General features: G+C 70.0%; 18 protein-coding genes, 1 tRNA gene and 1 pseudogene. 14 read left to right on the top strand and 6 right to left on the bottom strand.

Annotation, left to right across the window (positions count from 1 at the left end; genetic code table 11):
* Nucleotides 1–49: 49 nt before the first annotated feature.
* Nucleotides 50–931: a non-homologous end-joining DNA ligase gene (gene ligD / locus ACIOKD_RS34770; RefSeq protein ID WP_402091888.1), complete on the bottom strand. Its 882-nt coding sequence runs from the start codon at nt 929–931 to the stop codon at nt 50–52.
* Nucleotides 932–1,007: 76 nt separating this feature from the next.
* Here ligD and ACIOKD_RS34765 point away from each other — a divergent pair, with 76 nt between their 5' ends.
* The 6 genes and pseudogenes from ACIOKD_RS34765 (at nt 1,008) to ACIOKD_RS34740 (ending at nt 9,160) form a co-directional block, all read left to right on the top strand.
* A complete protein-coding gene (locus tag ACIOKD_RS34765; RefSeq protein WP_402091887.1) occupies nt 1,008–2,024 on the top strand; it encodes a Ku protein in 1,017 nt (338 codons plus the stop codon).
* Nucleotides 2,025–2,416: 392 nt separating this feature from the next.
* Nucleotides 2,417–2,755: pseudogene (locus tag ACIOKD_RS34760) on the top strand (MFS transporter); the annotation flags it as partial.
* 81 nt (nt 2,756–2,836) lie between these two features.
* Nucleotides 2,837–4,603, top strand: coding sequence for a beta-galactosidase (locus ACIOKD_RS34755; RefSeq protein ID WP_402091885.1), 1,767 nt, complete (start codon nt 2,837–2,839; stop codon nt 4,601–4,603).
* Nucleotides 4,603–7,065, top strand: a complete 2,463-nt coding sequence (locus ACIOKD_RS34750; RefSeq protein WP_402091883.1) for a beta-galactosidase — start codon at nt 4,603–4,605, stop codon at nt 7,063–7,065. Before ACIOKD_RS34755 ends, ACIOKD_RS34750 begins: the two co-directional genes overlap by 1 nt.
* A 302-nt stretch (nt 7,066–7,367) precedes the next feature.
* Nucleotides 7,368–8,357 (top strand): LacI family DNA-binding transcriptional regulator, encoded by a 990-nt coding sequence (locus ACIOKD_RS34745; RefSeq protein ID WP_402091930.1) that lies wholly within the window; start codon nt 7,368–7,370, stop codon nt 8,355–8,357.
* A 308-nt stretch (nt 8,358–8,665) separates the two neighbouring features.
* On the top strand, nt 8,666–9,160 hold the full coding sequence (locus tag ACIOKD_RS34740; protein ID WP_402091929.1) for a MarR family winged helix-turn-helix transcriptional regulator: 495 nt from the start codon (nt 8,666–8,668) through the stop codon (nt 9,158–9,160).
* Nucleotides 9,161–9,186: 26 nt separating this feature from the next.
* On the opposite strand, the gene ACIOKD_RS34735 is transcribed toward ACIOKD_RS34740, so the two are convergent.
* The 3 genes from ACIOKD_RS34735 to ACIOKD_RS34725 form a co-directional block, all read right to left on the bottom strand.
* Nucleotides 9,187–9,945 carry a DUF4142 domain-containing protein gene (locus ACIOKD_RS34735; RefSeq protein ID WP_402091882.1) on the bottom strand — a complete coding sequence of 253 codons (759 nt, stop codon included), beginning with the start codon at nt 9,943–9,945 and terminating at the stop codon, nt 9,187–9,189.
* Nucleotides 9,946–10,513: 568 nt separating this feature from the next.
* The gene (locus ACIOKD_RS34730; protein WP_402091881.1) at nt 10,514–10,717 is read right to left on the bottom strand and encodes a DUF397 domain-containing protein; all 204 of its coding nucleotides are present in this window, start codon (nt 10,715–10,717) and stop codon (nt 10,514–10,516) included.
* Nucleotides 10,714–11,598 (bottom strand): helix-turn-helix domain-containing protein, encoded by an 885-nt coding sequence (locus tag ACIOKD_RS34725; protein WP_402091879.1) that lies wholly within the window; start codon nt 11,596–11,598, stop codon nt 10,714–10,716. The genes ACIOKD_RS34730 and ACIOKD_RS34725 overlap by 4 nt, the downstream gene beginning before the upstream one ends.
* Nucleotides 11,599–11,848: 250 nt before the next feature.
* On the opposite strand from ACIOKD_RS34725, the gene ACIOKD_RS34720 reads away from it, so the two are divergent.
* Nucleotides 11,849–12,277 carry an ATP-binding protein gene (locus ACIOKD_RS34720; RefSeq protein WP_402091878.1) on the top strand — a complete coding sequence of 143 codons (429 nt, stop codon included), beginning with the start codon at nt 11,849–11,851 and terminating at the stop codon, nt 12,275–12,277.
* A 155-nt stretch (nt 12,278–12,432) separates the two neighbouring features.
* Here the strand turns inward: ACIOKD_RS34720 and ACIOKD_RS34715 are convergent, their stop codons facing one another.
* Both ACIOKD_RS34715 and ACIOKD_RS34710 read right to left on the bottom strand, forming a co-directional pair.
* Nucleotides 12,433–12,669 (bottom strand): CopG family transcriptional regulator, encoded by a 237-nt coding sequence (locus tag ACIOKD_RS34715; protein WP_402091876.1) that lies wholly within the window; start codon nt 12,667–12,669, stop codon nt 12,433–12,435.
* 133 nt (nt 12,670–12,802) lie between these two features.
* Nucleotides 12,803–12,874 (bottom strand) — tRNA-Arg (locus ACIOKD_RS34710).
* A 210-nt stretch (nt 12,875–13,084) separates the two neighbouring features.
* On the opposite strand from ACIOKD_RS34710, the gene ACIOKD_RS34705 reads away from it, so the two are divergent.
* The 7 genes from ACIOKD_RS34705 (at nt 13,085) to rho (ending at nt 22,632) form a co-directional block, all read left to right on the top strand.
* Nucleotides 13,085–13,588 (top strand): response regulator, encoded by a 504-nt coding sequence (locus ACIOKD_RS34705; RefSeq protein ID WP_402091875.1) that lies wholly within the window; start codon nt 13,085–13,087, stop codon nt 13,586–13,588.
* Between the two features lie 119 nt (nt 13,589–13,707).
* A complete protein-coding gene (nrtL, locus tag ACIOKD_RS34700) occupies nt 13,708–14,874 on the top strand; it encodes an ArgS-related anticodon-binding protein NrtL (RefSeq protein ID WP_402091874.1) in 1,167 nt (388 codons plus the stop codon).
* Nucleotides 14,875–14,963: 89 nt separating this feature from the next.
* Entirely contained in the window at nt 14,964–16,355 is a 1,392-nt protein-coding gene (gene lysA, locus ACIOKD_RS34695) for a diaminopimelate decarboxylase (RefSeq protein WP_402091873.1), read from the top strand.
* Nucleotides 16,356–16,506: 151 nt separating this feature from the next.
* Nucleotides 16,507–17,805, top strand: a complete 1,299-nt coding sequence (locus ACIOKD_RS34690; protein ID WP_402091928.1) for a homoserine dehydrogenase — start codon at nt 16,507–16,509, stop codon at nt 17,803–17,805.
* A 6-nt stretch (nt 17,806–17,811) separates the two neighbouring features.
* On the top strand, nt 17,812–18,870 hold the full coding sequence (thrC, locus tag ACIOKD_RS34685) for a threonine synthase (RefSeq protein ID WP_402091872.1): 1,059 nt from the start codon (nt 17,812–17,814) through the stop codon (nt 18,868–18,870).
* 300 nt (nt 18,871–19,170) lie between these two features.
* Nucleotides 19,171–20,088 (top strand): homoserine kinase, encoded by a 918-nt coding sequence (thrB, locus tag ACIOKD_RS34680; RefSeq protein ID WP_402091871.1) that lies wholly within the window; start codon nt 19,171–19,173, stop codon nt 20,086–20,088.
* 384 nt (nt 20,089–20,472) lie between these two features.
* Nucleotides 20,473–22,632 (top strand): transcription termination factor Rho, encoded by a 2,160-nt coding sequence (gene rho, locus ACIOKD_RS34675; protein ID WP_402091870.1) that lies wholly within the window; start codon nt 20,473–20,475, stop codon nt 22,630–22,632.
* Nucleotides 22,633–22,713 lie beyond the last annotated feature (81 nt).

The following is a 22,713-nucleotide window of genomic DNA, read 5'->3' as shown; positions in this document are numbered from 1 at the left end:
AGGAGGAGGCGCGGGAAACCGCGCGGCCCCCCGGCCCGCAGGTTGTACGTCAGGGCAGTGATCCCGCCAGGCCGGTGTCCAGCAACGGCTCCAGCAGGTCGCCGTGGCGCTCCAGACGAGGTGCGATGTCCTCGGCCACGAAGGTCAGTCCGGACGGGGCGGCGCAGGACTCGACCTCGTCCCAGGTGACCGGGGTGGAGACCGTGGGGGACTCGCGGGCCCTGAGCGTGTACGGGGCGGCGGTGGTCTTGCGGGCCGCGTTCTGGCTGAAGTCGACGAAGACCTTGGAAGGGCGCAGGCTTCGGGTCATACGGTGGATGACCAGGCCGGGCAGGTCGGCCTGCGCCTCCATCGCGAGGGCCTTGGCGTAGGCGGAGACCTCGGCGGACGGGGTGGGCTCCAGGGCGGCCAGCAGGTGCAGGCCCTTGGAGCCGGAGGTCTTCGCGTACGCCGTCAGGCCGTCCGCCGCCAGCCGGTCCCGCAGCCATACGGCGACCCGGCAGCACTCCACGATCGTGGCCGGTGCGCCGGGATCCAGGTCGAGGACCAGCCGGTCGGCGAGATCCGGGGTCTGTGCCGGCCACTGCGGGGTGTGGAACTCGGTGACCAGGTTCGCCGCCCACATCAGCGAGGGCAGGTCCTGGACCAGGACCATCCGGGCCGGCCCCTCCGAACGGGGGACCTCCGTGGTGGCGACCCAGTCGGGCGTACCGGGCGGGACGTTCTTGGTGAAGAAGACCTGGCCGTCCGGGCCGTCCGGATAGCGCAGCAGGGAGACCGGGCGGTCGTGGAGATGGGGCAGGAACGCCTCCGCCGCCGTCGCGTAGTAGTGCAGCAGCTCACCCTTGGTGAAGCCCGTCGCCGGGTGGAGCACCTTGTCGAGGTTGCTCAGGGTCACCTTTCGCCCGGCCACCTCAGTGATTGGCGTCATAAGATGACAATCCCATGTATTCGTATGAAAACGGGTAGGCGAGACACGGGTGAGAGCGACCTGAAGGGTGTCGAACGTGAGATCCATTTGGAACGGTGCCATCTCCTTCGGCCTGGTCAGCATCCCGATCAAGCTGGTGAACGCCACGGAGAACCACTCGATCTCCTTCCGCCAGATCCATACCGAGGACGGTGGCCGCATCCGCTACCGCAAGGTGTGCGAGGTGGAGGAGCGGGAGGTGACGTCGTCGGAGATCGGCAAGGCGTACGAGGACGCGGACGGCACGATGATCCCCATCACGGACGAGGATCTGGCCTCCCTGCCGATCCCGACCGCCCGGACGATCGAGATCGTGGCCTTCGTGCCGGCCGACCGGATCGACCCGCTCCAGATGGACACGGCGTACTACCTGTCGGCCAACGGGGTGCCGGCGGCCAAGCCGTACACCCTGTTGCGGGAGGCGCTGAAGCGCAGCCACAAGGTCGCCATCGCGAAGTTCGCGCTGCGCGGGCGTGAGCGGCTGGGCATGCTGCGGGTCGTCGACGACGTCATCGCCATGCACGGGCTGCTGTGGCCGGACGAGATCCGGGCGCCCGAGAACGTCGCCCCGGACGCGGAGGTCACCGTCCGGGACAAGGAACTGGACCTGGCCGACGCGCTGATGGACACGCTCGGGGAGGTCGACCTCGCGGAGCTGCACGACGACTACCGCGAGGCGGTGGAGGAGATGATCGCGGCGAAGGCGTCCGGGGAGGCGGCGCCCTCCGCTCCCTCCGCCGCGAAGTCCGGCGGCAAGGTCATCGACCTGATGTCCGCGCTGGAGAACAGCGTGCGGCAGGCGCGGGTCGCGCGGGGCGAGGACGCCGACGCCGCGTCCGGTGGGGGTGGGGGTGGGGCCGAGGTGAAGCCCCTTCGCAAGGGGGCGGCGCGGAAGACGTCCGCGAGCTCTGCCAAGCCGGCTGCCGGAAAGAAGAAGGCGCCGGCCAAGAAGACCACCACGAAGGCCGCGGCCGGTTCGAAAAAGACCGCGACGAAGAAGGCGTCGGACGCCCCGCCCAAAAAGGCACCCACACGAAAGAGAGCATCGGCCTGACCCACCCCCTCGCCCCGGCCGCAGGTCGCACGTGGCAGGCCGCGCGGTTTCCCGCGCCCCTGAAAACCCGAAAGACCGCGCGGTTCCCCGCGCCCCTCGAAGGGCACCCCACGGGGCGAACGGACCCTGCCCACGTCCCCAGGGTCCTCCCCGCGAATTCACCCCTTTCACCATCCTGACGCGGGGATCTTGACGGCTGTGAGTTACCGGTAACATCATGGTCGCCGTAGCGCCGTCGCCGACGCCCCGGTCGGCTCGTCGCCCGCGGAAGCGCGGGCCGTCAATCGCCGACTGGAGTCCGTGTGAGTGACCGCCCGAGTGGCCGCGTGAGCGACGACGTCATCGGTCCGTCCACCGCGCCACCCGTCACGGACACCGGGCAGCCCGTGCCCGTGTTCAGCACCGCCGCCGTCGTCGCCTCCTGCGGCGGGTTCGTGCTCATCGGTGCGCTCCAGGCGTTGTACGGGCCCTCGATCCCCGCCCTCCGCGAGCAGTTCGGGCTCTCGCCCTCGGCCGCCGGGCTCGGGCTGAGCGCGCACTTCGTCGGTGGCGTCGCCGGAGTGCTGCTCTTCGACCGGCTGTACGGCCGGCTCGGCAACCGGCAGATCCTCGGGGCCTCGTACCTGCTGATGGCCCTTGGCGCGGCGGGCTTCGCACTCGCGCCCAACTGGCCCGTCGCGCCGGCCGCGGCCCTGCTCGCCGGGCTCGGTTTCGGCGGTATCGACTACGGCCGCTGAAGCCCCCGCTGCGTCGACCGCTGACGCGAATCCCGCACCGATCCCCTGTCCGAGCTGAAGGGAAGCAGCATCCTGATGACTGTTCTGAGTACGTCCTCCGACGGGTTCCGGCTCCATGGAGAGCCGTTCCGGATCATCTCCGGCGCGATGCACTACTTCCGCGTCCACCCCGACCAATGGGCCGACCGGCTCCGCAAGGCCCGGCTGATGGGCCTCAACACGGTCGAGACGTACGTGCCGTGGAACCTCCACCAGCCCGAACCCGGCACCCTCGTCCTCGACGGCATCCTCGACCTGCCCCGCTATCTGCGGCTGGCCCAGGCCGAGGGACTGCACGTCCTGCTGCGCCCCGGGCCGTACATCTGCGCCGAGTGGGACGGCGGCGGCCTGCCCTCCTGGCTCACCACGGACACCGACATCCGGCTGCGCACCAGCGACCCCCGCTTCACCGACGCCCTCGACCGCTATCTCGACCTGCTGCTGCCCCCGCTTCTGCCCCAACTGGCCGCGAACGGCGGGCCGGTGATCGCCGTGCAGGTGGAGAACGAGTACGGGGCGTACGGCGACGACACCGCGTACCTCGAACACCTCGCCGAGTCCCTGCGCACCCGGGGCGTGCAGGAGCTTCTGTTCACCTGCGACCAGGCCGACCCGGCGCACCTGGCGGCCGGGAGCCTCCCCGGTGTCCTCAGCACCGGCACCTTCGGCAGCAGGATCACCGAATCGCTTGAGCAGTTGCGTGCCCATCAGCCCGAAGGGCCGCTGATGTGCGCGGAGTTCTGGATCGGCTGGTTCGACCACTGGGGCGAACCGCACCACGTGCGCGACGCGGCCGACGCCGCCGCCGACCTCGACCGGCTGCTGTCCGCTGGCGCCTCGGTCAACATCTACATGTTCCACGGCGGCACCAACTTCGGTTTCACGAACGGCGCCAACCACGACCACACGTACGAGCCGATCGTGACCTCGTACGACTACGACGCGGCCCTCACCGAGTCCGGCGACCCGGGTCCGAAGTACCACGCCTTCCGGGAGGTCATCGCCCGCCACGCCCCGGTCCCTGATGAGACGGCCCCGGCGCCGAGTCCCAAACTGCCGCCCACGATGGTGGAGTTGGGCGACCGCGCACCGCTGCTCCCGCACACGAGCGTCCTGGCCGAACCGGTACGCCTCGACGCCGGCCCGGTGACGATGGAGGAGCTGGGCCTGCGGGCCGGCTACGCCCTCTACCGCACCACGGTCCCCGTATCCGGCGACGGTGTCCTGCACTTCGCGGGCGGGGTCGGCGACCGGGCCCAGGTCTTCGTGGACGGCGCCCCCGTCGGCGTACTCGCGCGCGAACACCATGAAGAGGCTCTGTCCGTGCGTGTTCCGCGAGCCGGTGCCACGCTCGACGTGCTCGTAGAGAACATGGGCGGGGTCAACTACGGCCCGCGCATCGGTGCCCCGAAGGGCCTGCTCGGCCCGGTCACCTTCGACGGCACCGCCCTGCACGGCTGGGACTGTCACCCCCTGGCCCTGGACACCGTGGATCAGGTGCCCTTCGCTCCGGCCGCCGACTCGCCGTCCGACGCCGGGCCCGCCTTCCACCGCGGCACCTTCGAGGTCCGCACGCCCGCCGACACCTTTCTCTCCCTGCCCGGCTGGACCAAGGGCCAGGCCTGGATCAACGGCTTCCACCTCGGCCGCTACTGGAACCGCGGCCCGCAGCGCACGCTGTACGTGCCCGCGCCCGTCCTGCGCCCCGGCACCAACGAACTCGTCCTGCTGGAACTGCAGGCCACGACCGAGCCGCGCGTCCACCTCACCGACACGCCCGACCTCGGCCCGGTGAAGCCCTGATGCCACCACTCCGCCTGAAGGTGTCCACACCGGCCGAGTCACCCCTCACCGGCCATCTCCCCTTCTCCGACGCCCCCGGAGTCCCCGACCCGATCGAGGTGACCAGCCGCTACCTCACCCGCGGCGGCCGGCCCTGGTTCCCGGTCTCCGGCGAGTTCCACTACACCCGCTACCCGGCGGGGGAGTGGGAGGAGGAGCTGCTGAAGATGAAGGCGGGCGGGGTGACGGCCGTCGCGAGTTACCTCATCTGGATCCACCACGAGGAGGTCGAGGGCCGGATCCGCTTCGACGGCGACCGGGATCTGCGGCGCTTCGCCGGACTCTGCGCCCGCCACGGCCTGGACTTCATCCCGCGCATCGGCCCCTGGTCCCACGCGGAGGTCCGCAACGGCGGCTTACCCGACTGGCTCCTGGCCCGCGCCCGCACCCCGCGGACCGACGATCCGGCGTACCTGGAACCCGTACGCACCTGGTACGAGGCCATCGCGGGACAGCTGAGTGGGCTAGACCGCGCGCACGGCGGCCCCATCATCGCCATCCAGATCGAGAACGAGCTGTACGACCAGCCCGGTCACCTGCTGACGCTGAAGCGCATGGCCCAGGCGGCGGGCCTGAGCGCCCCGCTGTGGACGTCGACGGCGTGGGGAGGTGTGCGACTCCCGCCCGACGAACTGCTTCCGCTGTACGGCGGCTACCCCGAGACCTTCTGGACCGAGGCAGACGGCGGCTGGCCCGACACCTGCCGCAAGCACTTCTTCTTCACCCACCAGCGCGACGACGAGGGCATCGGCGCCGATCTGCGCCCGACAGCCGTACGCGGCGCCGACCCGGCGGACCTCGCGACCCGGACGAGGCGATTCCCCTGGGCCACCTGCGAGTTGGGCGGCGGTATGGCGGTCTCGTACCACCGCCGCCCCCGGGTCGACGCGGCCGACGTCGGCGCGCTCGGCCTGACGAAGATCGGCTGCGGTTCCGTGTGGCAGGGCTACTACATGTTCCACGGCGGTACGAATCCGGTGGGCGAGCGGACGACCCTCCAGGAGTCCCACGCGACGGGCTACCCCAACGACCTCCCCGTCCGCACGTACGACTTCCAGGCCCCGCTGGGCGAGTACGGCCAGTACCGCAGCTCGTACGACGAACTGCGGCTGCAGCACGCGCTGTTGGCGGACTTCGGTCATCTGGTCGCACCGATGGAGTCCTTCCTCCCCGCACAGCAGCCGGTGGGGCAGGACGACCGGGACACCCTGCGCTGGGCGGTCCGGGCCTCGGCGGACTCCGGCTTCCTCTTCGTCAACAACCACCAGCCGCACGAGGCGTTGCCGGACCACCCGGACACCTCGTTCACGGTCGAGTTCCCGGCGGGGCCCGCGCTCACCTTTCCCAGCACGCCGGTCACGGTCCCGACGGGCGCGTACTTCTGCTGGCCGCTGCGCCTGGATGTGGGGGGCCTGCGCCTGGACTGGGCCACGGCCCAGCCCGTCTGCACGGTCGACGCCGACGGCCGTACGGCCCTGGTACTGGCCGCGACGGACGGCATTCCGGTCGAACTGGCCCTGGACGAAGGAACATTGACTTCTGTGAGCGTCCCTTCCGGGCAGAGCGCCACACTCGACGGCCGCGTCCTGATCACGGGGCTGCGTCCCGGCACCGACGCCCTGGTGGAGGTGGACACGGCGGACGGCGAACGGGTCGGCCTCCTGGTCCTGGACGCGAAGACGGCCCGTACCGCCTACAAGGGTGTCGCCTGGGGAGCGGAGCGGCTGGTGCTCTGCGAGCCCGGCGCCGGTGTCGTCTTCGACGCGCACGCGCACGTCCACCCGCACGCGCACGCACGGGGCGGGCAGGGTGAGATACGGGTGCACAGCCCGGCCGGTGAGACTTCGCTGGCCGTACTGCCCGCGCCGCGACGGCCTCCGGTGGTGACAGGTGCGAGCGTCCGGGAGTCGGGAGACGGGGTGTTCACGCGGTACCACCTGACCGGGGACGGCCGGGACCCGCGGTTCGGGGGAGGGGGAGAAGGAGGGGGAGAGGGAGAAGCGGATGTGATCCGTGCCGCCGGGCCGGCGCCCGAGCCCGTGACGGGCGTGCTGGGCCGGGCGAGCGCCCCCGCCGACGAGCACTACGACACCACCGCCGCCGAGTACGCCCTCACCGTCCCGGACGGGCTGCCGCTCACCGGAACCCTCCTGCGCGTCCACTGGACGGGGGACGTGGCACGCGCGTATGTGGGCGACAGGCTGGTGGCGGACCAGTTCCACTCGGGACGGGTCTGGGACATCGCCCTGGACCGGCTCCCGGCGTTCGCCCTGCGCGGGGAGGGGCTGCGGCTGAGGGTGCTGCCGAGGGCGGCGGACGCGCGGGTGTACGTGGCGGACGCGGCTGCCGCCGATGGGGCTGTGGCGACGATCGGGCGGGTCGAGTGGGTGAGGACCCGTACGTGGGTGATCGGGGAGGGCTGAACCCGTCGCACCTTTTCCCGCTCTACCGCCCGGCGGCCTATTCTGGGCCAGCCGGGCGGGAGAGCGGGAGTACGACCGCCGGGACGAACCGTGAATCTGCCTGAAGGACACCACTCGCCATGACCCGAAGTGCCGGTGACGGCGTGCCGCTCCACGGACCTGGAACCGGACCTGGAACCGGACCCGGGCCAGTCTCCGAACCCGAGCCAGTATCCGAACCCGGGCCAGTATCCGGTCCCGGACCCTCCGAGGGTCCCCCCAAGGGGCGCAGCCGGCGCAACTTCGCGGGGGCGCGGCCGGTGATGGACGACGTGGCGCGGCTGGCCGGTGTCTCCAAGCAGACGGTGTCCCGGGTACTGAACGACAACCCGGCCGTCCGCCCCGAGACCCGCGAGGTGGTCCTGACCGCCATGCGCACCCTCGGCTACCGCCCGAGCCGCAGCGCACGTTCCCTGGCCAGCGGCCGGACCCGCATGCTGGGCGTGATCTCCTTCGACGCGGCCCGTTTCGGTCCCGCCTCCATCCTGACCGCGATCAACACCGCTGCTCAGGACGCGGGTTACCTGGTCAGCTCCATCGCGCTCGACACGGCGGACCGGGCCACCGTCGTACGGGCCGTGGACACCCTGTCGGCCGAGGGAGCGGACGGTGTGATCGCCATCGCCCCGCAGCGCTGGGTGGGCAAGGCGCTGGCGGAGGCGCGGCTCGACACCCCGCTGATGGTCCTGGAGAACGACCTCGGCAAGGACGCGTCGTTCGTCACGGCGGACAACTGGGCGGGCGCCCGCAAGGCGACCGAGCACCTGCTGGACTTCGGCCACGCGACGGTCCATCACATCGCGGGCCCCACGGGTTGGCTGTCGGCGGACCGCAGGGTGGAAGCCTGGCGGGCCACGCTGAAGGCGGCGGGTGCCGTGGTCCACGAGCCCTTCGTCGGTGACTGGAGTGCCGACTCGGGCTACGAACTGGGCCGCGGACTGGCGGACGACCCCGGCGTCACCGCGATCTTCGCCTCCAACGACCAGATGGCGCTCGGCGTGCTCCGTGCCCTGTACGAGTCGGGCCGCCGTGTCCCGGACGACGTCAGCGTGGTCGGCTACGACGACATCCCCGAGGCCGCGCACCTGCTTCCCCCGCTGACCACGGTCCGTACCGACTTCCCCGAGATCGGTACGCGTTCCCTGCGGCTGCTCCTGTCCCAACTGGGCGGCCCGCCGGAACCGGAACTGGGCAGGGTGGTGCCGGTCGAACTGATCGTGCGCAGAAGTACGGGCCCGGCGCCGACCCGGTGAGCGATTGCGTGCTTACACGGGTCACGGACGAGGAAAATCTGTGTGGATCAGGTGAGTGGGCAGGCACTTCGGCGAGATAGAAAGGACACATGCCGGAGCACGAGACCCCTGTCGGAGCCACAGATGACGTCGATGTCACCGAGAACCTGGACGTCACCGAGGCCCTGGACGTCACCGAGAACCTGGACGTCATGAAGGACGTAAGTGAAGTGGCGGTGGGAAAAACGGCCGTTGCCGACACGGCCGTTGCTGACGCGGCCGTTGCCGGCACGGGAGCCGCCGACACGGGCGTCGACGACGTCGACGCGGTGACCCGGGCGGTGCTCACCGCCTCGCGCGTGCTGGTCGCGGTCTCGGCCCGTTCGCTCGCCGAGGTCGAGGAACGGGTGACACTGCCGCAGGTCCGGATGCTGGTCGTGCTCTCCACGCGCGGCGCCACCAAGCTGGTCACGCTCGCGGAGCTGCTCCAGGTCGCGCCCTCCACGGCCATGCGCATGGTCGACCGGCTCATCACCGCGGGCCTCGCCGACCGGCAGACCAACCCCGGCAACCGCCGCGAGACCCTGCTCCAGCTCACGGAGGAGGGGCGGCGCACGGTCGAGGACGTCACGGCCCGCCGACGGGCGGAGATCGCCACGATCGTGGAACGCCTCACTCCTGGCCAACGGACGGCGATAGTGGAGGCCCTGACCGCCTTCAACGAGGCGGGCGGCGAGCCACCGGTCCCGGACCTGGACGACGCGGAGGACGGGGTGCCGCACCCGCTGGGCTGGGTGGACCCGCCGACGGGCCACGACGCGTAGGGCGGACGCGCCCCTCCTTCTCCCCGTCACCCGACGGCAGGGGTGGGGGTCGGAGTCGGGGTCGGGGTCGGAGAGGTCGTATTGACATCCAACCCTTCGGGCTCGTTGAGGACGAGGACGGGCGAGCCGGGCTGCGGGGCGGGCGGGGTCAGTTCGGCCTTGGGGAGCTTGGGCGGGGTGGTCTGCTGGAAGTTGACCTGGTCGTAGTTGACGAGGTCGGTCTTCTCCAGCACGGTGATGTGGTCGAGGACGGTGTCGTTGGCCAGGTCGGCGAGTTCACGGATCATGGTGTTCTTGGTGTTGGCGCGGATCTTCGCGATGACGGGGAAGATCTGCCCGTGCGTGACGCGCATGATGTTGACGGCGGTCGTGTCGAACTGCTGCCCGGTGCTCCCGTCCACGGTGGCCACGAACTGCTGTTGCTGCGGGCTGGCCTGATTGGGCAGGGTGACGCCCAGCTCGGGTGCGATCTTCCGGCACATCTCGTCGAGCCCGGAGTGCCCGGCGACGAGATGCCTCCCGGCCTCTTTCATGGCGGGAGTGGTCCCACGCTCCATGGCCATGAGCCCCAGCGGATGCTCCCAGAGCCCGGCGGCCCGAACCTTGACGACGAAATCGCGATCGGCCTCGGTCAGGGGCCCGTACCGGGTGTTGGCGATGATGCGGTCCTGGCTGGTCGTTGTCTTCTCCACACCGACGAGAGCCGGATACGTGAGCGCGGCAAGCGTCACGACCAGCCCACCGATCACGAATACGGTCCCTGCCGTGCGTTGCGTGACACGCATGCTGCCTCCTGAACTGAACGACCCGGTCCACAGGAGGTACGTACGAGAAGCACAAGGCAATCATTGCTCAGGGTAAATTTTGCACTCGCGTGGACCTGTCCCGCCGGGGCGGGTGTCCCCGTAGCCCGGCGGTACGGCGTCCTGGGGTGCAACGTCCTGGGGTGCAGCGAGTTCGCCCTCCGGACGTGCTGGATGTGCTGGACATGCCGGACGGGCTGAACGGCCGGCAGGCACTGAATGCCACCAGCCGAACGGCCGCCCCCGGACCCGGTCGACGAATGAGCGCACGCCACGGAAGATCAGCACGAGGACGGCGGCGAGGATGCTGAGCAGAACCCAGCCGACGACGATAAAGACGATCGCGAAGAGCAACATCGCGTCGGCCGTCGACATCCCTCACCTCGCCACGGAGATCGCACTTTCCCGAGCTAGCGCTTCTCCGAGGCAATGTACGAGCGCGGCCGTCGCGTGTCGATGGATCGGCCGGACAACAGACGTTCGTCGGCCGCCGCGAACAATCAGCCACCGTCGGTCCGGCGCGGGCCGCGACTGTGGCAAGGGGTGTCGCTCAGCGCAGATGATCGACGAAGACGCTCCATGCGCCGAGAGAGAAGGCGAGCGTGGGGCCGGTGGGGCGTTTGCTGTCGCGGACGGGTATGAGGGGCGTGAGGTTGCCGGCGACCTCGACGCACTCGTTGTTGCCGCCACTGAAGGTGCTACTGCGCCACCTCGCACCCGACAGGTCCGGCGTGCTGTGGCGTAGGTGATTCATGCTCTGTGCTCCTCGGATCTGCGTCGGATGACGGCGCGGGATTCCATCGGCGAGAGCGCGGACGTGCGAGCGGCATCGAACAGAGCTTGGTATCGGGCGACTTCCGATTCCCGCTCCAACCAGATGGAGCCGGTCGGGTTGTCCGCCAGCACCACGTCCAGCGCTGCTTCCTCCGGGAAGCCCAGCACCACGTATGGACCGAACATACTCGCGTGTGCTCCTCGTACGAACGGCAGGACCTGGACGGTCACGTTGGGGCGTTCGGCAGTGCTCAGCAGGTGCTCCAACTGCGCCTGCATGACCTGAGGACCCCCGACCTGTTGCAGGAGGACGGCCTCTGACAGCACGGCCCAAAGATGCAGAGGAGAGTCGCCGGTGAGCCGTTTCTGACGGGCGAGGCGCACCTGGACGAACTTCTCGATCTCGTCTGCTGTCTGCCACTGCCGCGAGGCGACCGTCACGGCACGGACGTACTCCGGGGTTTGCAGCAGGCCGGGAACAAGCTGTGCCTGGAACGTGCGGATCTCCCCCGCCATGGCTTCCAGCGCGATGTAGTCGCGGTATGTGTCGGCGAGAACGGGCCCGTACTGGTTCCACCAACCCTGCCGGCGGCGGCGGTTGGCGTTGCGTGCCAATGCGCTCAGCCGCTCCAGAAGGGCGGGATGTGCCGCCTCGTACGCGTGCAACATCGCTGTCAGGTCCGGAAGCCGGACCGCCACGCGACCGTTCTCGATCCGACTGATCTTGCCCTTGGTGCAGTCGAGGGCTTCAGCTGCCTGAGTGGTGGTCAGCTTGGCCGCCTCTCGCAACCTGCGTAGCTCGTCGCCAAGTTGGCGTCCCAGCACGGTCGAGGGGAGCGGGGTGGTGCTTTTGGTAAACACGCCAACACCTCTAGCAGAGTCGTGGATGCAGCAGGGCTGGGTTAACTCAAAAGGTGGAAGATTGCCACCATTCTAATTAGCAACGTTGCAGATTGGGTTGATGCGCATACATCCTGCTGGTCATGGACATTGGCGTCCCATGGCCCAACGGGCCGTCCTTCCGGGGCTCCGAACGTGCGTCGACCCTCTGGGGGCAGCCATGGCTACACAGAACGAAGTCACCTTTCAGCTAAGCAACTGCCATCGCAGCGTGCCGAGAACGCGAGCGCTGGCACACGCCGTGCTCGGCGCATGGGGCGTTGCCCAAGACGTACTGGAAGTCGCGGAGTTGTTGCTCTCCGAGCTGGTGACAAACGCGCTGCGCGCGCACGCACCGAGTAGCCAACAGGTCGGCGTCAGGATCGCAAGATCAACGGCGGACGGTCTGCTGAGACTGGAGGTCAGCGACGAGGCCCCGGGCCGGCCCGAAGTGCGGACGCCCAGCGACGACGAGACCGGCGGCCGTGGGCTACTGCTGGTGGAGGCACTGGCTCACCGCTGGGGGGTCGAGGAACGCGAGGGCGGTACCGGAAAAACGGTATGGGCCGAGCTGAAGGCACCGGACATCGTTGCCGAGCCGGCCGAACGGGAGGTCGCGGCGGCGATGGTGCGCCCGGACCAGGACGAGCCGCAGCCCTGACAGGGACTGCAAGGCAGGAGTGCCGCGTCCCACCGGGGGTGAGGGAGCGCCGGTGAATGACGGCGTGGCCACGCGAAACAGCCTGCACCAGCAAGGATCAGGGCGTGGCCCTGCACGGCGGGGAGCGGGCCACGCGAGGCCCCCACGCCTGGCGTCTACCCCCGACAGGCGTGGTGAAGCTGGCCGCGCAGAGCGTGGATTTCCTCGTCGGTGACGGGCCCGTGCTCGGCCTCCGCAGCCTGGATGATGTCGCTGAGGTCGTCACGTTCGATCTGGCGGGCCGCGGCGGCGGCTACACAGGCGGACGGGCCAGAGAGGCCGCTGCGGGCCCTGGCTGCTTCCGCGACGTCGCGCGGCATCGTGGTCGAATACTTGCGGACGGTCTCGGTCATGCTGCTCATCTTCCAGCCCGCAACGTGATCGCTGGCGAACAGCCGCTTTCAACGGCGCCCGGCTGCACATACGCCAAGACCCCGTCCTCAGCGAACGCGCTGATGGCGGGGTCTCTGGGCACCTACTACAAGGTGCCCCCGGCAGGATTCGAACCTGCGCACACGGCTCCGGAGGCCGTTGCTCTATCCCCTGAGCTACGGGGGCGTGTCGGCCGCTGTGGTTGCGGCGACGGGTTGAACCCTATCAGCTCTCTCCGGGTGTTCATGAACGGATTTCGGGGGTGGGGGAGAGGGTGTCGGAGGTTGCCCGGAGGGCGGTTGGATCTTGGGCCGGTGGACAGGTCGGGATCCCCCGCGTGGGGTGGAAGTAGGGAAAAGCCGGACGCGAACCCGCGCGCCGACCTACTCTCAAGTTGTGCCAGGCGCGTCGGGTCGGGTGCTTGTTGTGGACGACAACAAGGTCATCCGGCAACTGATCAGGGTCAACCTCGAACTGGAGGGTTTCGAGGTCGTGACCGCGGCCGACGGTGTCGAGTGCCTGGACGTCATCCACCAGGTGCGCCCCGATGTGGTCACCCTCGACGTGGTCATGCCCCGGCTCGACGGGCTGCGTACCGCCGCCCGGCTCCGGGCCGATCCGCGCACCCGCAACCTCCCCCTCGCCATCATCAGCGCCTGTACCCAGTACGAGGTCGAGAGCGGCCTCGACGTCGGCGTCGACGCCTTCCTCTCCAAGCCCTTCGAGCCCGCGGATCTGGTCCGGCTCGTACGCCAGTTGCTTGAGCGGCGGGAAAGTGCCGACACCGGTGTGGGCAGTGCCTCCGGCAGCGGGGCCGGTTCGTCGTTCGACAGTGCCGAGAGCCTTTACGGGCCCGGCGGGCCCGCCGGGCCCGAGCGCGCCGGCCGTGCCGGAAACTGAGCCGGACGCGAAGGAAGTAGAAGGAAGGTAGGAGAAGACGGCACCAGGGCCGTCCATATACCGGACCCTTGCCCCAACCCATTCGCCTACCCACCCCCCTCCTCCCCTACGCTTGTCCCGTGACCCCCGTCGAGCTCTCCAGCACCGTTCTGCGCGCCGTGCGCCGTGCGGTGGACCATGGTGAGCTCGCCGTCTCCGTGCCCGAGCGGGCGCAGGTCGTGCCGCCCGGGCCCGGCGGGCGCGGCGACTACGCCACCAACGTCGCCCTGCAGCTGGCCCGCCCCGCGGGTCGGCCACCTCAGGAAGTCGCCGAGATTCTGCGGCCGCACCTCAACGGAGTGGCGGGCGTGGCGCGGGTCGACATCACCGGGCCCGGGTTTCTCAACATCACCCTCAGCGGCCGGGGGCCCGCCCTCGTCGCGGAGATTCTGCGGCGCCGCGAGCGGTACGGGTACGCCGAGGGGCCGACCGGCCAGGTCGTCCAGCTGTACTACCCCAGCGAAGTGCGCGCCGCCGTCATCGGGCAGGTCCTCGCCCGGGTCCTGCGGTCCCAGGGCGACCTCGTCCGTACCTCCTGCGAGACCGCGCTCGACCCCGCCTGGGCAGGCCCCCTCGGCATCACCCACGGCATCACCCACGGCGTCACCGTCGACGCCCACGGTACGGCCGAAGCGCCCGCGCTCCTGGAAGTCGATCTCCGGACCGTGCCCGGCCCCCTCGGCGTCACCGTCGCAGCCCACAGCACGCCCGGCAGGTCTGCAGCTCCCACCCCCGCGCCTCTCGAAGTCAGCCTCCGGCCCGTGCCCGCCGGCCAGGACCCCAGTCATCTCGGCCGTGACGCCGGCCGCTGGGCGCTGCTTCACCCCGCGCCCCACGACCGGCCGCGGATCACCGAGGAGCACCTCGTCCAGACGGAGGGCAACCCCCTCTTCCGGGTCCGGTACGCGTACGCCCGCTGCCAGGCCCTCGGCCGCAACGCCGCCGCCCTCGGATTCGCCGCCGCCCCCAGCGACTGCACCGGCGGACCCAGCCCCCTCCTCGACGCCCTCGACACCTACCCCCACGCCCTCGCCGCCGCCGCGCGCCACCGCGCGCCCGACCGGGTCGCGCGGCATCTCGTCACCGTCGCCGACGCGCTGCTCGCCTTCCAGCACACCGTGCTCCCGCTGGGGGACGAGAAACCCTCGGCCGCCCACCGTTCCCGGCTCGCGCTCGCCGAAGCCGCCGGGACAGTGCTGGCCGGCGGCCTGTCCCTGCTCGGCATCGACGCACCGACGCATCTCTGAGCTGAGCTGACCAGATCTGATCTGATCTTGTTGATTCGATCCGGTCTGATTTGATTCGATCTGAGATCTTCTAGAAAGCCCACACAGACATGAGCCGATCCGCACACCCCGCCGGGCCCCGCCACGCCGATGTCCTGCCCGAGGGCCACTACACCGCCCCGGCGGCCGACCTCAACGTCCTCGACCCGAAGGTCTGGGCGCAGACCGTGACGCGTACCGAGAGCGGTTCCGTCAGCGTCGGCGGGATCGATGTGGCGACGCTCGCCGAGGACTTCGGCACCCCCGCCTACTTCGTCGACGAGACCGACTTCAGGGCGCGGGCGCGCGCCTGGCGTACCGCCTTCGGGCACGACGCCGACGTGTTCTACGCAGGGAAGGCGTTCCTCTCCCGCGCCGTCGTGCGCTGGCTGAACGAGGAGGGACTCAACCTCGATGTGTGTTCCGGGGGTGAACTGACCACCGCCCTCTCCGCAGGGATGCCCGCCGACCGCATCGCCTTCCACGGCAACAACAAGTCCGTGGAAGAGATCACCGAGGCCATCGAGGCCGGCGTCGGGCGTATCGTCCTCGACTCGTTCCAGGAGATCGTGCGGGTCGCGCACATCGCGCAGAGCCTCGGCAGGCGGCAGCGCGTGCAGATCCGTGTGACCGTCGGCGTCGAGGCCCATACGCACGAGTTCATCGCCACCGCGCACGAGGACCAGAAGTTCGGCATCGCGCTCGCGGACGGACAGGCCGCCGAGGCCGTACGGCGTGCGCTCACCCTCGACGGGCTCGAACTGATCGGCATCCACTCCCACATCGGGTCGCAGATCTTCGACATGGCCGGTTTCGAGGTCGCCGCGCGACGGGTGGTCTCCCTGCTCGCCGCGATCCGTGACGAGCACGGTGTCGAGCTGCCCGAGATCGACCTCGGTGGTGGCCTCGGTATCGCCTACACCAGCGACGACGACCCCAGCGAGCCCCACGACATCGCCAAGGCGCTACGCGAGATCGTGACGAGGGAGTGCGAGGCCGCCCGACTGCGAACCCCCCGTATCTCCGTCGAGCCGGGGCGCGCCATCGTGGGCCCCACCGCCTTCACCCTCTACGAGGTCGGCACCGTCAAGCCCCTCGAAGGACTGCGTACGTACGTCTCCGTCGACGGCGGCATGTCCGACAACATCCGTACCGCGCTGTACGACGCCGAGTACAGCGTCGCCCTCGTCTCTCGTACGAGTGATGCCGAGCCCATGCTCGTACGCGTGGTCGGCAAGCACTGCGAGAGCGGGGACATCGTGGTGAAGGACGCTTTTCTGCCGTCCGACCTCGCGCCCGGTGACCTCATCGCGGTGCCGGCCACCGGCGCGTACTGCCGCTCCATGGCGAGCAACTACAACCACGCCCTGCGCCCGCCCGTCGTCGCGGTCCGCGACGGCGAGGCCAGGGTCATCGTCCGCCGCGAGACCGAGGAGGATCTTCTTCGTCTCGATGTCGGCTGACATGGACGAATGAGCCGGGACGGAAGATCTCCTGTTTTCCGGCCTCGCGCAGATGAAATCGACATCTCACGATCCGGACGAAGGGTAGAAACCCCCGTCCGGTGAGTGAGACTGGTCCCACGGTGACGGTATGAGGAAACGAGGTCGGATGATGCGTACGCGTCCGCTGAAGGTGGCGCTGCTGGGCTGTGGGGTTGTCGGCTCAGAGGTGGCGCGCATCATGACGACGCACGCCGACGACCTCGCCGCGCGCATCGGGGCCCCCGTCGAACTGGCGGGCGTGGCTGTACGGCGGCCCTCCAAGGTGCGTGAGGGAATCGACCCCACCCTGGTCACCACCGACGCGACCGCCCTGGTCAAACGGGGTGACATCGACGTGGTCGTCGAGGTCATCGGCGGTATCGAACCGGCCCGCTCCCTCATCACCACCGCCTTCGAGCACGGCGCGTCCGTGGTCTCCGCCAACAAGGCGCTCCTCGCCCAGGACGGTGCCGCGCTGCACGCCCTCGCCCAGGAGCAGGGCAGGGACCTCTATTACGAGGCCGCCGTCGCCGGTGCCATCCCGCTGATCCGGCCGCTGCGCGAGTCCCTCGCCGGCGACAAGGTCAACCGCGTGCTGGGCATCGTCAACGGCACCACCAACTTCATCCTCGACAAGATGGACTCGACGGGCGCCGGCTACCAGGAGGCCCTCGACGAGGCCACCGCCCTCGGGTACGCGGAAGCCGACCCCACCGCCGACGTCGAGGGGTTCGACGCCGCCGCCAAGGCCGCCATCCTCGCCGGGATCGCCTTCCACACGCGCGTACGCCTCGACGACGTGTACCGCGAGGGCATGATCGAGGTCACCTCCGCCGACTTCGCCTCCGCGAAGGCGATGGGCTGCACCATCAAGCTGCTCGCCATCTGTGAGCGGGCCGCCGACGGGGGTTCGGTCACCGCGCGGGTGCATCCCGCGATGATCCCGCTGAGCCACCCGCTGGCCTCCGTGCGCGGCGCGTACAACGCCGTGTTCGTCGAGTCCGACGCCGCCGGGCAGCTCATGTTCTACGGACCGGGTGCCGGTGGTGCGCCGACCGCCTCCGCCGTCCTCGGGGACCTGGTCGCCGTCTGTCGCAACAAGCTCAGCGGCGCGACCGGCCCCGGCGACTCGGCGTACACCCAGCTGCCGGTGTCGCCCATGGGTGACGTCGTGACCCGCTACCACATCAGTCTCGATGTGGCCGACAAACCGGGCGTTCTCGCCCAGGTGGCGACCGTCTTCGCCGAACACGGAGTGTCGATCGATACGGTTCGCCAGCAGGGGCGGCAGGACGGAGGCGGCGATGCCTCCCTCGTGGTCGTCACCCATCGCGCGTCCGACGCGTCCCTGACGGGGACCGTCGAGGCGCTGCGCAACCTCGACACCGTCCGGGGTGTCGCCAGCATCATGCGGGTTGAAGGAGAGTAACGAGCAATGACCCACCAGTGGCGCGGAATCATCGAGGAGTACCGGGACCGGCTGCCGGTGTCCGACACCACGCAGGTCGTCTCGCTGCGTGAGGGCGGTACGCCGCTCGTGCCCGCGCAGGTGCTCTCCGAGCGCACGGGCTGCGAGGTCCACCTCAAGGTCGAGGGTGCCAACCCCACCGGGTCCTTCAAGGACCGCGGTATGACCATGGCCATCACCCGGGCCAAGGAGGAAGGCGCGAAGGCCGTCATCTGTGCCTCCACGGGCAACACCTCTGCCTCGGCCGCCGCCTACGCCGTACGGGCCGGGATGGTCTGTGCCGTCCTCGTGCCGCAGGGCAAGATCGCGCTCGGCAAGATGGGCCAGGCCCTCGTGCACGGCGCGAAGATCCTCCAGGTCGACGGCAACTTCGACGACTGCCTCACCCTGGCGCGCAACCTCTCCGACAACTACCCGGTGGCACTGGTCAATTCGGTGAACCCGGTGCGTATCGAGGGGCAGAAGACCGCGGCGTTCGAGATCGTGGACATGCTCGGCGACGCCCCGGACATCCATGTCCTCCCGGTGGGCAACGCGGGCAACATCACCGCGTACTGGAAGGGGTACACGGAGTACGCCGCCGACAAGATCGCCGCACGGACTCCGCGCATGTGGGGCTTCCAGGCGTCCGGGTCCGCGCCCATCGTGCGCGGCGAGATCGTCAAGGACCCCTCGACGATCGCCACCGCGATCCGTATCGGCAACCCGGCCTCGTGGCAGTTCGCGCTCGCCGCGCGGGACGAGTCGGGCGGCTTCATCGACGAGGTGACGGACCGTGAGATCCTGCGCGCCTACCGGCTGTTGGCCGCGCAGGAAGGTGTCTTCGTCGAGCCGGCCTCCGCGGCTTCCGTCGCCGGTCTGCTCAAGGCCGCCGAGCAGGGCAAGGTGGACCCGGGGCAGCGCATCGTCTGCACGGTGACCGGAAACGGCCTCAAGGACCCCGACTGGGCCGTCGCGGGCGCCCCGCAGCCCGTCACGGTCCCGGTCGACGCCGCCACGGCCGCCGAGCGCCTGGGTCTCGCGTAACAAGGGCTGCTCACCCAACTGCCCGCAGCGAGTGACTCGACACAGGCTTCAGCGCCCCGGAGGCGAACCGAGCTGCAAGAAAAGGGGGGGTTGCACATGGGGCTTACGACACGCATCGTGCGCCTCCTGTGCGCCCTATGTCGCCACTGAACCTTCCTTCGATAAGCTGTACCGAACCCGCCCGCCGCATATGCCGCGGTGCCGCGCCGCCCCTGCGGCCTCCGGGTCTTCCGCATTCTCCGTACGTCTCGCAGGATTTCGACAATCTCGCAGCTCAAGCTCAAGGAGAGTCATCGAGCGATGGCCGGTCCAGCGTTCCGCGCCGCCGCCGTCCGGGTGCGCGTCCCCGCCACCAGTGCCAACCTCGGCCCGGGCTTCGACGCCCTCGGCCTGTCACTGGGGCTGTATGACGACGTGGTCGTCCGCGTGGCCGATTCCGGCCTGCACATCGACATCGCGGGCGAGGGAAGTGAGACGCTGCCGCGCGACGAGCGCCACCTCCTCGTACGGTCCCTGCGCACCGCCTTCGACCTGCTGGGCGGACAGCCCCGCGGTCTGGAGATCGTCTGCGCCAACCGCATCCCGCACGGCCGGGGGCTCGGCTCCTCGTCCGCCGCGATCTGCGCCGGCATCGTCGCCGCACGCGCCGTGACCATAGGCGGCGACAGCAGGCTCGACGACACCGCGCTGCTTGAGCTCGCCACCGAGATCGAGGGCCACCCCGACAACGTCGCGGCCTGTCTGCTCGGCGGGTTCACGTTGTCCTGGCTGGAGAACGGGGCGGCGCGCGCCATCAGGATGGAACCCGCCGATTCCATCGTTCCGGTGGTCTTCGTACCCGGCAAGGCGGTGCTGACGGAGACCGCCCGCGGACTCCTTCCCCGTACCGTCCCGCACGTCGACGCCGCCACCAACGCGGGCCGCGCCGCACTGCTCGTAGAGGCCCTCACCAGGCGCCCCGAGCTGCTGCTGCCCGCCACCGAGGACCGACTGCACCAGGAGTACCGCGCCCCGGCCATGCCGGAGAGCGCGGCGCTGGTGGAGCGGCTGCGGGCGGACGGGATCCCCGCGGTCATCTCCGGCGCCGGGCCCACCGTGCTCGCGCTCGCCGACGAGGCCGCGGCCGACAAGGTCGCACAACTGGCGGGAGAGGGCTGGGCGGCCAACCGGCTGGGCCTCGACGCCACCGGAGCGAGCGTGCTGCCGCTTGCTCCGTGACACTCGGTTGCCGGATGTGGAGAGGGGGAATGTTTGTTGGATCCGGTAGTGTTAACCTCAAGTCTGCACCCGACCCCACCATGGCGAGGTGCTTCACGTCCCCGTCCGGGACAATCATTCTTCCGGGAGCCCCCCAAATCGCTTTGTGCCATGCATTGGGTGCTAGGCGCTGAGCGGTGCTGAGTACGCTCCGGAACCGGCGTGAACGAGCCGATGGACACAGAACCTCAAGTCCGCGGCCTCGGGAAACGTCATCCCAGAAATTCTTCCGCCTTTTGGCGGACCACCGCCCCGGCACGGTCCACACATGACGGACCACTGTCGGACAGCACAACCGGTCGCCGAGCCAGACAGGCCGACGTCCGCTCCAGGGAAGGACCCTTCGTGAGCGACACCACCGATCTGATGGGCGCACGTGTCGAGGAGACCGCTGCCGCGCCCGCCACGGACGCCTCCGCGCCTGCCACCGGTGCCGGCTCCCGTCGGCGCCGCGGTACCGGCCTTGACGGCATGGTGCTGGCCGAGCTGCAGCAGGTCGCCTCCGGCCTCGGCATCAGGGGCACCGCGCGGATGCGCAAGAGCCAGCTGATCGAGGTCATCAAGGAGGCGCAGGGCGGGGGCACCTCCCAGGCCGTTTCAGGCTCTGGGGGAGGGGGTGCTTCTGCCAAGGCCGCGACCTCCGCCGGGGACGCCACCGAGACGAAGCCCAAGCGCCGGGCCACCTCGAAGGCCCGTACAGGGGACGAGGCCGTTGCCGCCGAGAAGAAGGCGGAGGCCAAGGCCGAGAAGGCCGTGGCACAGCAGCAGATCGAGATCCCCGGCCAGCCGGCCGGTGGCCCCGCCGTGGCGAGCGAGGGCGGCGAGCGCGGCGGAGACGACGCTCCGGCCGAGCGCCGCCGCCGTCGTGCCACCGCCGAGGCGGGCAGCCCCGAGACGATCACCGCCGAGGTGAAGACCGAGGTCAGGACCGAGGAGTCCGCGCAGTCCCAGGGCGAGGGCTCGGACGGAGGGGCCGACGGCCGTCAGGGCCGCCGCGACCGCCGTGACCGCGCCGACCGCGGTGAGCGCGGCGACCGTGACCGCGGGGGCCGCGACCGCGACCGCCGTGGCGGCAAGGGCGACGAGCAGCAGAGCGGCCAGGGTGGCCAGAGCAGTCAGGGCGCTCAGGGCGCTCAGGGCCAGGGCGGCGGCAACCAGCAGCGCCAGGACCGGCAGGACCGCCAGCAGGGCGGCGGCCGGCAGGACCGTCAGGACCGGCAGGACCGTCAGCGCGACAACGGCCCGCAGGACGACGACGACTTCGAGGGTGGCCGCCGTGGCCGCCGCGGTCGTTACCGCGACCGCCGTGGCCGCCGTGGCCGCGAGGAGTTCGGCCCGAACGAGCCGCAGGTCGCCGACGACGACGTCCTGATCCCCGTCGCGGGCATCCTGGACATCCTCGACAACTACGCGTTCATCCGTACGTCGGGCTACCTTCCCGGTCCGAACGACGTGTACGTCTCCCTGGCCCAGGTCCGCAAGAACGGTCTGCGCAAGGGTGACCACGTCACCGGCGCCGTCCGTCAGCCCAAGGACGGCGAGCGCCGCGAGAAGTTCAACGCGCTCGTCCGCCTGGACTCGCAGAACGGCATGGCGCCCGAATCGGGGCGCGGACGGCCGGAGTTCAACAAGCTGACGCCGCTCTACCCGCAGGACCGGCTCCGTCTGGAGACCGACCCGGGTGTGCTGACGACCCGCATCATCGACCTCGTCGCGCCCATCGGCAAGGGCCAGCGCGGTCTGATCGTGGCCCCGCCGAAGACCGGCAAGACCATGATCCTGCAGGCGATCGCCAACGCGATCACCGTCAACAACCCCGAGTGCCACCTGATGGTCGTCCTGGTCGACGAGCGTCCGGAAGAGGTCACCGACATGCAGCGGTCGGTGAAGGGCGAGGTCATCTCCTCGACCTTCGACCGTCCCGCCGAGGACCACACCACGGTCGCCGAGCTCGCCATCGAGCGTGCCAAGCGGCTGGTGGAGCTGGGCCACGACGTCGTCGTGCTGCTCGACTCGATCACGCGTCTGGGCCGTGCCTACAACCTCGCCGCCCCGGCCTCCGGCCGCATCCTGTCCGGTGGTGTCGACTCGACCGCGCTGTACCCGCCGAAGCGCTTCTTCGGTGCCGCGCGCAACATCGAGGACGGCGGCTCGCTGACCATCATGGCCACCGCGCTCGTCGACACCGGCTCGCGCATGGACGAGGTGATCTTCGAGGAGTTCAAGGGCACCGGCAACCTTGAGCTCAAGCTGGACCGCAAGCTCTCCGACAAGCGGATCTTCCCGGCGGTGGACGTGGACTCGTCCAGCACCCGCAAGGAAGAGATCCTGCTCGGCAGCGACGAGCTCGCCATCACCTGGAAGCTGCGTCGCGTGCTCCACGCGCTCGACCAGCAGCAGGCGATCGAGCTGCTGCTCGACAAAATGAAGCAGACGAAGTCGAACGCAGAGTTCCTGCTGCAGATCCAGAAGACGACGCCGGCGCCGGGCAACGGCAACGACTGACATCTCAGCCGGCGTAGTCCGCCGGTACCGCGGAGGGCCGTCCCCGTCACATCCGGGGGCGGCCCTCCGCGTTGTCCCCGC

Source organism: Streptomyces sp. NPDC087844 (assembly GCF_044742785.1).
GTDB lineage: Bacteria > Actinomycetota > Actinomycetes > Streptomycetales > Streptomycetaceae > Streptomyces.
The sequence above is the reverse complement of the archived record's forward strand: the minus strand, read 5'-3'. Positions and strand labels throughout refer to the sequence as shown.